Genomic DNA, 7,219 nt, shown 5'->3' on the forward strand with positions numbered 1-7,219 from the left:
CGCGGCACTCGCGGGTCAGCGCGGCGCGGTCGTCCTCACCGGGGTCGACCCGGCCGCCGGGCAGCTCCCAGCGGCCCTCGGCGTCCGCCGGGAACGCCCGCTGCTGCACCAGGAGGCGGCCCCCGCGCGTGATCGCCGCCCCGACCACCACCCTCGCCCCGGCCAGCTCCCCGACCCGCCGGACCAGGCGCTCCGAGCGGGCCCGGAGCAGCCGCAGCGCCAGCGCCCGCCCGAGCACGACGTCGAACACCCGCGCCAGCGGCCCACCGGGCGCGGTCCACTCGACCCGGTCCACGACCAGCGTGCCGCCGCCGGTGCGCACCAGGTCCGTGGTCAGCGCCAAGCCCCGCCCCGACAGGGTGACACCGGTCAGGTCGGCCCTGGTCGCGGTGAGCTTGAGCAGGACCGGCCCGCGCGTGCCGGTGACCCGGCCGCCCTCGACCAGCAGCTTCCCCGCGCGCAGCTCGACGCCCGCCGCGCGGGCCGCCTCCACCAGCGGCGCGGTGTCCAGCAGCGCCCCCGCCACGGCGGGCACGCCCGCGTCCACCAGCGTCGTCCCCAGGATCTCCGGCACGGCCGCAGAACCTAGCGGACTCCCCCGACCACCGGCCTCACCGGCGGCCGGGCCACCGCGCCCACCGCGCCCGCCCCGCCCGCGGCGTCCTCACCGGTACACCGGCCACCGCACCTCCACCCGCGCCCCGCCCTCCGGCGACTCCGCCGCCCGCACCGCCCCCCGCCGCGCCAGCACCAGGTGCGCCACCAGCGCCAACCCCAGCCCGAACCCGCCGCTGGCCCGCCCCCGGTCGCTCTCCACCCGGTAGAACCGCTCGAACACCCGCCCCCGGTGCTCCTCGGGGATCCCGTGCCCGTCGTCGTCCACCACCACCCGCACCTCGCGCCCGGCGGGCAGCACCGACACCCGGATCTGGTTCTGCGCGTACCGGACCGCGTTGCGCAGCAGGTTGTCCAGCACCAGCTCCACCTCGGGCCCGGCCGCCCACACCAGGCACGCGCCCATCGGCGCGGTCACCAGCACGACCGGCTCCACCTCCCCCAGCCGGTCGACCGCGGCCTGCGCCTGGAGCACCAGGTCGACCGGTTCCGGTCTCGGCAGCTCGCCGGAGTCCGCGCGCGCCAGGATCAGCAGGGCGTCCACCAGCGCGGACATCCGCTGCGACTCCTCCACCACCGACTCCAGGACCTCCAGCGAGAAGTCCGGGTCCGGGTGCGCGACCGCCACCTCGGCCTGCGCCCGCACCGACGTCACCGGCGAGCGCAGCTCGTGCGCGGCGTCGCCGGTGAACCGCCGCAGCCGGTCGCTGGCCTCGTCCCGCCTGGCCAGCAGCGCGTTCAGGGCGACCGCCAGCTCCCGCAGCTCGTCGCGCGCGTCGGGCAGCGGCAGCCGCCGCCCGTGCGGCAGCTCCCCGGCCGCGACCCGCATCCGCTCGACCGGCCGCAGCGACGTGCGCACCGCCAGCCAGGTCGCCACCCCCACCAGCAGCGCGACGGCGACCGCGGCGAGCGCCAGCCAGCGGGTGCCGAGCCGGTTGGCCTCGGCGTACCCGACCAGCACGTCCCCGGTCACCCGCAGCCGGGGCGTGCCGTCGTCGGCGAACTCGACCCGCCCGACCCAGCGGTGCGCGCTGTCGCCGTCCAGCCGCAGCACGGACTCGCCCGCGCGCAGCTGCCGGACGTCGGCGGAGGTCAGGTCGAGCGGCGGCCCGCCGTCCACGGGCGCGCCCGCGACGTCGAGCAGCCTGGTCACGCCCGCCCGCTCCAGCTCCCGGTCGACCGCGCCGACCTGGACGCGCCCGATGAGCAGCGGCGCGAACAGGGTGAACGCCAGCAGGCACAGCAGCGCGGCCCCGGTGGCGACGACGGTGATCCGGAACCTGAGGGTGCGCCGCAGCCACCACCGCTCCCACCACCACAGGTCGGGGTTCACCTGCGCTTGACCGCCGGACCGAGCGAGGCGTCCAGGTCGCCCGCGGACGCCAGGTAGCCGTGTCCGCGCACGGTGCGCACGACCTCGCCCGCGCCGACCGCCTCCAGCTTGCGCCGCAGGTACCCGACGTACACCTCGACCGCGTTGCGGGTGGCGGCCTGCTCGTCGCCCCACACGGTGCGCAGCAGCTCGTCCTTGGTGACGACGGACCCGGCGCGCCCGGCCAGCACGTCCAGCACCGCGTACTCGCGCGGCGACAGCGGCACCGGCGTGCCCGCCCAGCTGACCTCGCGCACCGCCCGGTCCACGACCAGCTCGCCCAGCCGCAGCCTGCGCCTGGCCAGCTCGGCGGACCCGCGCCGCAGCAGCGCCCTGACCTGCGCGACCAGCACCACGAACGAGAACGGCTTGACCAGGTACCCGTCCGCGCCCAGGTCGAGCCCGTCGGCCTGGTCGACCTCGCCGTCCTTGGCCGACACCATCAGCACCGGCGTGCGCACCCCCTCGGCGCGCATCCGCTGGAGCACCCGGTACCCGGACAGCCCCGGCAGCATGATGTCCAGCAGGACCACGTCGAACGCCCCGGTCAGGGCCGCGCGCAGCGCCGTGTCGCCGTCGGCGGCGCTGACCACCTCCATGCCCTCGGCGGCCAGCCCGCGCTCAAGGGCGCGGCGAACGCCCACCTCGTCGTCGACTACCAGCACCCGTGGCCTCACCGGCACAGCATGGCCCGCGCGGGGGACAATCGGCACGCGAACCCCGGCGGGCTCTCAGCGGCCTCTCAGGGTCTCAGCACGGTCTCAGCGTCACCGGAGCATCGTGGGCGCTGTCGGTGGGCAACCCCGTCCGCCGACGTCACGAGGAGGGGACATGAACCGGAGAAGGACGACCGTGGCGGTCGCGGCGGCGGGGGTGGCGGCGGGCGTCGTCGGCCTCGGCGTGCTGGCCATGCCCGCGGGCGCGGGTCCGGCGCCGGTCCTGCCCGAGGTCGGGGCCCAGGAGCTCGTCGAGTCCGTGCTGACCGCGAAGCCCGCGGCGTTCGGCGGCTCGATCCAGGTGGACAACAACCTGGGCATCCCGGTGCTGGCGGGCGCGCCGCAGCTGTCGGACGGCGAGAGCAAGGCCCGCATGTGGACCGACGGGCAGGGCCGCACCAGGGTCCAGCTGCCCAGCGGCAACTCGGAGCGGACCCTCGTCAACGACGGCTCCACGCTGTGGATGTGGAACTCCGCCGACCAGAAGGTCGTCAAGCACTCGGCGGACGAGCGGCCCGCCGAGCGGAAGGTGGCGGACCCGGTGAGCGCGGCCCGCGAGGTCGTGACCGCCGTCCAGCAGTACAGCGACGTGTCCGTCGACGGCACGGCGCGGGTGGCGAACCGGTCCGCGTACGAGCTGGTGCTCGCGCCGAAGCCGGACGAGCGGACCGTGCTGCGCGAGGTGCGGGTCGCGGTGGACTCGGAGCTGCGCGTGCCGCTGCGGGTGTCGGTGCTGACCAACGGCACCGCCGAGCCCGCCGCGCAGATCGGGTTCACCGACTTCGAGGCCGGTGCGCAGGACGCCTCGCTGTTCTCGTTCACGCCGCCCGCCAACGCGGAGGTCGTGGAGGGGAAGGCGAAGGACGAGGGCGCGAAGCGCGGCCCGGACTCCGAGCAGGCCGAGAAGCTCGCCCAGGAGTCGGGCCTGAAGACGGTCGGTGAGGGCTGGGACGCCGTGCTGGTGGCCAAGGCCTCCCCGGACGTGCTGGGGCAGCTGGGCCAGGCCCGCGACGGCCGGTTCGGCAAGCGGGTCGACGGGGTCGAGGGCCGGTCGGACAGCCGTCCGCCGTGGGCCCGCGGTTCCGAGGACTCGACCGGGTCCGGTTCCGAGGGCTCGGCGGACCAGGACAGGCGCGGTCAGGGCCTGGACCCGCAGAAGCTGCTGTCGCAGCTGGGCAAGAAGGTCAGCGGCGACTGGGGCAGCGGCACGCTGATCAGCACCAGGGTCGGGTCGGCGCTGATCGCCGACGACGGCCGGGTCGCGCTGGGCGCGGTGCCCGAGCAGGTGCTCGTCGAGGCGATCGGCCAGGTGAAGTGACCGGTTCGGACGTCTCCGCTCCGGCGGGCGAGCGGGTGGGGTCGGCGCGCGGCGCCGGCTCCACCCCGGTCCTCGCCGCCAGGACGCGGGGGCTGCGCAAGGTGTACGGGCGCACGGTCGCGGTGGACCGGGTGGACCTGGAGGTGCCCGAGGGCGCGGTGCTGGGGGTGCTCGGGCCGAACGGGTCGGGCAAGACCACCACCATCCGGATGCTGCTCGGCCTGGTGCGGCCGACCGAGGGCGAGGTGGAGCTGCTCGGCGAGGACATGCCGGACGGCGCGACCCGCGCCCTGCCGCACGTGGGCGCGCTCGTGGAGGGGCCGGGGTTCCACCCGTTCCTGTCCGGGCGGGAGAACCTGGTGCGGGCGGCGGCGTTCGAGCCGCTGCTGGAGACGCGGGCGATCCGGCGGGCCGTGGAGGACGCGCTGGAGCGGGTCGGGCTCGCGGGCGCCGCGCACCGCCGGTACCGGGGGTACTCGCTGGGCATGAAGCAGCGCCTCGGCCTTGCGGGCGCGCTGCTGGTGCCGCGCAAGCTGGTCGTGCTCGACGAGCCCACGAACGGGCTCGACCCGGCGGGCACCCGCGAGGTGCGGAAGGTGATCGCGGACCTGCACGCGTCGGGCAGCACCGTCGTGGTGTCCTCGCACCTGCTGAGCGAGATCGAGGCGACCTGCACGCACGCCGCCGTGCTGCACCGGGGGACCGTCGTGGCGCAGGGCGAGCTGGCCGACCTGCTCCAGTCGGAGAGCAACGCGCTGCTGGTGTCGACCCCTGACGTTGACGAGGCGCTGAACGCCCTGCGAGCTGCGCGGATATCGGCCCGGCAGTGGACCGGCGGGGTGCGAGTGGAATTGATCTCCACGACAGCGCCGGAGGTTTTGCGCACACTGGTGCAGGCTGGTGTTCCGGTGCACGAGGCGCTCAGGCAGCGCACGGGGCTGGAAGACCTGTTCGCCCGGCTGACCGAGGCGGGCGACGCCGAGCACATGTCGGCGGTCGACACGATAGAAGAGGGGTCCCGATGACGGTGCGCACGCCAGGACCGAGGCACTCCAGGCCGGAGTCCGAGCACGCGCAGGCAGACGGCGGTCCGAGGCACTCCCGGACCGAGCACGAGCCCGCGGCGCACCCGGCGCCCGCGCACCCCGAGGGCGCGTCGCGCCCGGTGACGGGGGCGCCGCGCCCTTCGAGGGACGAGCACGAGCACGAGCGGGGTGGGGAGGGTGGCGGGGTCGGGTCGGGTGGCGCTGGGAGCGTTGCGGCGGCTGGGGGTTCCGCTTCCGACGGGGGCGCGCCCTGGGAGTCCGGGACGGGGGAATCGGCGCTGGGGCAGTCCGGGCCTGGGCAGTCGGGGTCGGGCGGGTCCGGGTCGGGCGGGTCCGGGTGGGACGCGTCGCGCTGGGACGGTCCGGGGCCCGCGGGTTCCGGTTCGGACGCCGCGGTGCGGAGCATCCTGGAGGTCCTGCGCAAGCGCGGCGCGGCGGAGCCGGGCGCGCCCGAGGACGCCTCCAGCGCGGTCCGGACCGGGTCGGACGGGGCGGAGCTGTCCGGCGCGGAGTTGTCCGGCGCGGACCTGTCCGGCGCGGAGCTGGGCGCCACGCAGCCGGTCGACCCGGAGCTGATCGGCGCGGTCCCCGAGTGGGCCAAGGGGGAGCACCCGGCGGGACCGAGCCTGTCGACGCCGGAGCAGCGCGCCAGGATCGGCGCGGGCTGGCCGCAGCGCTTCGACGCCGCCCCGTCGCGGCACGCGAAGCCCGCGGGCGAGGCCGAGACCGCGCAGCTGGAGGCGATCGGCCACAGCGGCGAGAAGCCCGTCAGGGGCAAGCGCGCGAAGCGCCTCGCCGCGGGCCACCGGGTGCTGCCGAACCCGACGCCGGTCGGCCTGGACGAGACCACCCGGCTGGCCGCCGTGACCGACGACGCGCAGGCCGGACCGGGCGCGACCACGCCGTCGAGCGCCCCCGGCACGCGGTTCGCCCCGGAGACGCCCCCCGCGCTGAGCTCCGCCCTCGGCACCCCCTCGGCGCTGACCGCTCCCCCGGAGCTGGACGCCTCGGTCACCCAGGTGCTGCCCACGGTGCCCGCCGAGCCGGACGCCTCCGTCACGCAGGTCGTGCCCACCACCCTCCCGCCCGGCAAGCCCGCGCCCGGCAAGCCCACGTCCACCACGCCGGTGCCCGGCGCCGCTGCGCCCGGCAAGCCCAAGCACGGCACCATCCCGCCCGGCGCTCCCGCGCCCGGCACTCCCGCGCCTGGCACTCCCGCGCACGGCAAGCCCGTGTCGCCCCCCAACTCCTCCGCGCGCCTGAAGCCGACGGCGCCCACCAAGCCCGGCGCGCCCGCCCGGCCCGCTGCCCAGTCCGCGCCCGCCCCCGGAGCGCGCGAGCAGTCGCCCAGCCGCCAGGCTTCCCGTCCCGGCACCGGTTTCCACCAGCCCGTGACCACGACCGCCAGCGGCTACTACCCGCCCGTCACCGCCTCGGGCGCGGGGAGCCTGCCGACCGCGACGCCGTCCACCGTCGTGCCCTCGGCCGTGGTGTCGGCCGCCGTGGTGTCGGCCGCAGTCGCGACGCAGGCAGCCGACGCGCCCGCCACGACGCCCGCGGCACCTGCCCCCGAACCGGCTTCCCCCGCGACGACCCAGGTCATCAGCACGTCCGCGCCGCTGGCGCCCGCCGCACCGGCCGCGAGGCGCGTGTCCCGCGCGCCCATGGCCCCGTCCGCGCCCCCCACCGCCCCTGTGCCACCCGCCCCTGTGCCACCCGCCGCCGCGCCGCCCGCGCCGCAGGCGAGCGGCTTCCACCGGCCCGTCGCCCCCGCAGGCGGCAACCGGCCCACCACTCCCCCCGGCACCGGTTTCCACCAGCCGGTCGGCCCGGCCCCGGCGGGCAACCCGCCGTCCGCGAGCGGCTACTACCTGCCCGTCACCACCTCGGCCAGCGGCTTCTACCCACCGGTCGCGCCGAGCCCGAACGGCAGCACCCCGCCCGTCCCCCGCCCCGCAGGCAGCCACACCCCGCTGATCGCCACCCCCGCGAGCCGGAAGACCCCGCCGGGCGCCGTCCTCGCAGGCGGCAAGACCCCTCCGGGCGCCGTTCCTGCCGCCGGCCAGACCCCGCCCGCCACCGGCCACACCCCACCGGGCGCCACCCCCGCCACCGGCCCGGCCCCGGCGGGCAACCCGCCGTCCGCGAGCGG

5 protein-coding genes and 1 pseudogene are annotated in these 7,219 nt (G+C 77.2%); 3 read left to right on the top strand and 3 right to left on the bottom strand.

Annotated elements, in window-relative coordinates:
• The 3 genes from ACTUAL_RS24635 to ACTUAL_RS24645 form a co-directional block, all read right to left on the bottom strand.
• The coding region (locus ACTUAL_RS24635) for an NUDIX domain-containing protein (protein WP_440901921.1) at nt 1-574 on the bottom strand (574 nt) is incomplete at its 3' end.
• 90 nt (nt 575-664) lie between these two features.
• Nucleotides 665-1,948 carry a sensor histidine kinase gene (locus tag ACTUAL_RS24640; protein WP_440901922.1) on the bottom strand — a complete coding sequence of 428 codons (1,284 nt, stop codon included), beginning with the start codon at nt 1,946-1,948 and terminating at the stop codon, nt 665-667.
• Nucleotides 1,945-2,664 carry a response regulator transcription factor gene (locus ACTUAL_RS24645; protein WP_096497596.1) on the bottom strand — a complete coding sequence of 240 codons (720 nt, stop codon included), beginning with the start codon at nt 2,662-2,664 and terminating at the stop codon, nt 1,945-1,947. Before ACTUAL_RS24645 ends, ACTUAL_RS24640 begins: the two co-directional genes overlap by 4 nt.
• A 154-nt stretch (nt 2,665-2,818) precedes the next feature.
• Between ACTUAL_RS24645 and ACTUAL_RS24650 the strand changes: the two genes are divergently transcribed.
• The 3 genes and pseudogenes from ACTUAL_RS24650 to ACTUAL_RS24660 form a co-directional block, all read left to right on the top strand.
• Nucleotides 2,819-4,021 (top strand): LolA family protein, encoded by a 1,203-nt coding sequence (locus tag ACTUAL_RS24650; RefSeq protein WP_440901923.1) that lies wholly within the window; start codon nt 2,819-2,821, stop codon nt 4,019-4,021.
• Nucleotides 4,018-5,046, top strand: a complete 1,029-nt coding sequence (locus ACTUAL_RS24655) for an ABC transporter ATP-binding protein (protein WP_440901924.1) — start codon at nt 4,018-4,020, stop codon at nt 5,044-5,046. Before ACTUAL_RS24650 ends, ACTUAL_RS24655 begins: the two co-directional genes overlap by 4 nt.
• A gap of 416 nt (nt 5,047-5,462) precedes the next feature.
• Nucleotides 5,463-7,219 (top strand): annotated as a pseudogene (locus ACTUAL_RS24660) (hypothetical protein); the annotation flags it as partial.

The organism is Actinosynnema sp., assembly GCF_052038725.1.

Coding starts and splice junctions, on each gene's coding strand:
- ACTUAL_RS24650 (WP_440901923.1), top strand. CDS start 2,819: ATGAACCGGAGAAGGACGACCGTGGCGGTCGCGGCGGCGGGGGTGGCG.